General features: G+C 35.5%; 4 protein-coding genes. 1 reads left to right on the top strand and 3 read right to left on the bottom strand.

All coding sequences use genetic code 11. The features are described from left to right. Window positions 1-257: 257 nt before the first annotated feature. Genes PHT93_RS14690 through PHT93_RS14680 form a run of 3 tightly spaced genes read right to left on the bottom strand, consistent with a single transcriptional unit; the run spans window position 258 to window position 2,411 of the window. On the bottom strand, window positions 258-803 hold the full coding sequence (locus PHT93_RS14690; protein ID WP_300244434.1) for a hypothetical protein: 546 nt from the start codon (window positions 801-803) through the stop codon (window positions 258-260). 4 nt (window positions 804-807) lie between these two features. Then, entirely contained in the window at window positions 808-2,046 is a 1,239-nt protein-coding gene (locus tag PHT93_RS14685; RefSeq protein ID WP_300244433.1) for a hypothetical protein, read from the bottom strand. 17 nt (window positions 2,047-2,063) lie between these two features. Then, window positions 2,064-2,411: a hypothetical protein gene (locus tag PHT93_RS14680; protein WP_300244431.1), complete on the bottom strand. Its 348-nt coding sequence runs from the start codon at window positions 2,409-2,411 to the stop codon at window positions 2,064-2,066. A gap of 117 nt (window positions 2,412-2,528) precedes the next feature. Between PHT93_RS14680 and PHT93_RS14675 the strand changes: the two genes are divergently transcribed. Continuing rightward, a partial coding sequence (locus PHT93_RS14675; protein WP_300244429.1) for a hypothetical protein occupies window positions 2,529-3,031 on the top strand: 503 nt, incomplete at its 3' end.

Genomic DNA, 3,031 nt, shown 5'->3' with positions numbered 1-3,031 from the left:
TTCATATTATTCTCCTTGTTCTTAGGCTGCTGATTGTCCATTTTTAGAACTTAGGCTTGCACCATATTCCATTCTTATGTTTTGTTTCTACTTTCGTAACATTTCTAATACGGAGATATTAGTTTTAGTAACATAGAATTTTGGATGTTCCAGCATATACCAGATTTTATTTTATATACCGAAGGGACCATTGAAGTTAATCTCTTCGGTAGTTAGTGAATTTTGCTCAACTAACTTAAATAGGATATCATTACAACTTACGCTGCAATGCCGCCAAAATAACGGTCTCCTCGAGTACTGCCTTTCGCTGCGACGTTCATAATCCATGACCCTGCTTTAAATAAAACAGTAACGTCGTCTTTTACTTTAATATTTTCTTTCTTTAACTCAAACTTAAAGGCGGGAATTAGGGCTAAAATTTCTTGCACTTTCTGTTCGAGTATTTTTGCTGATTGCCCTTTTGTCGAAGAACAAATAGCCGCTTTGGTATTAGGATACAAGTCACATTTAATCATCTGCCATAAAACATTAATAAACGTTTTCGATGTTCCACGGCTAAACGTTAAATTTGCATCTTGATGCCTTGCTAAAGCTCTTAACATCACTCTTTGATAAGGATATAACCTAAAAGTGCAATCTGGACCACTTGCTTCAACTAAAAAGTCTACATAAATATCAGGATAATCTCTAAAAAAAGATAATGCTCGCCGATATTGTGGTAAATTCTTTCGTATATCTTCTAAAGTAACTACCTTATTGAATAACGATTCTCTTTCAGTTAAAGTTTTAATAGGTAACGGCAAGGGCTTATTTCCCTCCCTTATTCTTTTTATCTGCGGTGTCCTTAAAAACTACTGCCACATCAGGGTCATCTGTTTCTTCCTGTATTTCAGAAATATCTTCAAGGATTTCTCTTTCAAGCATTTGGAACTCATCTAAATCAGGATCTTCTTCATTAATTTTATAATCTTGGAGAAGAACTTCTGCGTTTTCGATCATGTCCGCCAAACCTGTTTCGCCTTTTACTAAATCTCTGGTATACTCCATTAGATCTAATAATAGCTGGTCTATTTTATCGTTAGGTTTACCATCATAAAAACTCGGGATAAAACCACCCTCTTTTTCGCAAAGAAAAGCCATTTGACAGATAGCAAAGGTTTTTTGCTGCCTGTCTTTCTGCTGTGAAGGTGCCAAATTTAAGGTTTTTACAAATAAATCTAATTGACGACTTATTTTTGCCGCTGATTCTACATCGCCGATATCCAAAAATTCATTCATCTTTAAAGTCATTTTACAGAATAAACGAGTATTAGAAACGGCGACCGGGTCTTGCAATACATAAGCAGAACGCATATCAGAAAATAACTGTTCAAGCTTTAAGAACTGCTGTTCGTTATAATCATCGCCCCAATCAAACCTTAACTGCTGGATTTCCTCGTTTGTGAGGTTAAATACAGAGTTCTCTTCTGTTAAACCATAAATTTCTGGAGGAGGTGTATCATCGCCGGTCTTGAGTATTGAATTAGAGCCTCTCGAAAGTTTATTCGGCATAGGGACTTCGATATCTTCCATATTCATGATTTCAGAAACTTTATCCTCGGCTTCTGTTTCAGTTTCAGATTCTTGCCGCAAAGCTTGTAATAAAGCCTGCTGATCATCCTCTACTAATCGAACAGTATCTGCCCATTTATATTTCTTAAATTGGTTTAAGCACATCTTACTGACATACTTGCCGAATATAGATGGGGCTTGAGGCGGCTTTTTAACCAATAGGGTTCGCCATTCGGTAGGTATATAGGGGATGTCTATTTCTTTCAGTAAACCAATAAAAGTATTTGGATCATTGTCGATAACCCCCATTATTAAGCAAGTTTTACAAGTTGGTAAAATGCCGAACTTGAACTTTTCTGTTCGCCCAGTTTTAAAGAACTTTGATTCTTCCATAGTTTTCCGACAAGTAGGACAGAAAAACTTTCCATCACTTTTTTGGATTGTTTTTATATCCGCAGGAAAAACATCTCTTACTAAACTATAATCAATCTTCACCTTTATCTCCTTTCAAATTAAAGAATTTCTTCTTCGTCTTTAATGAAGAAGCCGTCTTCATCTAATTCAAAAAACTCATTTACACTCTGCCATAGCTCGGTAATTTCCTCAACGCCGCGCTCGTTTTTTTCTGAAGTTATTGAAGTAACAACAAAAGCTGGGTCAGGGCAGCGCCTTTCTTGTTCATCTTCAGTAATGAGAGTTAAAATAGGAATTAGATTAAAATCCATTACTTTTATAAAGTCCTCGTCATCAAAATCACCGTAGTTTTTAAAAGCTTCGCTTTTAATAACCTTAACCAATGGCGCCGCCTCTTTGGCACGCCTACTTTCCAAGAACTTCTTATATGCATTTAATTGGGTCATAGCTAATCTCCTTAAATTATTATTTATAAATAATAAAGCGAATAATACTAAAAATAAGATTGCGCCGAAAATAATTTTATTGTATAATAAATTATAAAGTTAAGAAAGAGGTTTCTTATGCAATCAATAGATAAAAATGGTGAAATTCCACTTTTAAACGAAGATAAAAGAATAGTCGCCTTAGATTCTTTAGAGCTATGGCAAGCAGAACAAGCAATTCTTAAAGGTACCGATGAAAATGTCTATAGTCAAAGATGCTTGTCCGAAATAGATAAAATACCTGCAAGATGGTTAGATAGTCTAACCGAAGATCAATGGAAACGAATCAAAAAACAGAAAACGTTATATGGAATACCTTTACCAGAAGATTGGATCAAAACATGGCGATTTATCCTCAAAGAACCTCGCTTAAGGGATGCCGAATCAGCGAGCAGAGGCGGCAAAGCTATTGGTAGCCAAACCCATATGTGGAACCTTTGGGCAGAAGAATGTATTGATAAATTCTTGGATGAAATGGATAAAGACTTAATCTTTTTAGTAGATTCTGGACTTTTATATGCCGAAGTTGGCGATAAGATGTACTCTAAATGGGGCGAAAAGTTTTGGAAAAAGCGCAAAGA

Source organism: Massilibacteroides sp., assembly GCF_028705895.1.
In the GTDB taxonomy this organism is placed as follows: domain Bacteria; phylum Bacteroidota; class Bacteroidia; order Bacteroidales; family Tannerellaceae; genus Massilibacteroides.
The sequence above is the reverse complement of the archived record's forward strand: the minus strand, read 5'-3'. Positions and strand labels throughout refer to the sequence as shown.

Coding starts and splice junctions, on each gene's coding strand:
- PHT93_RS14680 (WP_300244431.1), bottom strand. CDS start 2,411: ATGACCCAATTAAATGCATATAAGAAGTTCTTGGAAAGTAGGCGTGCC.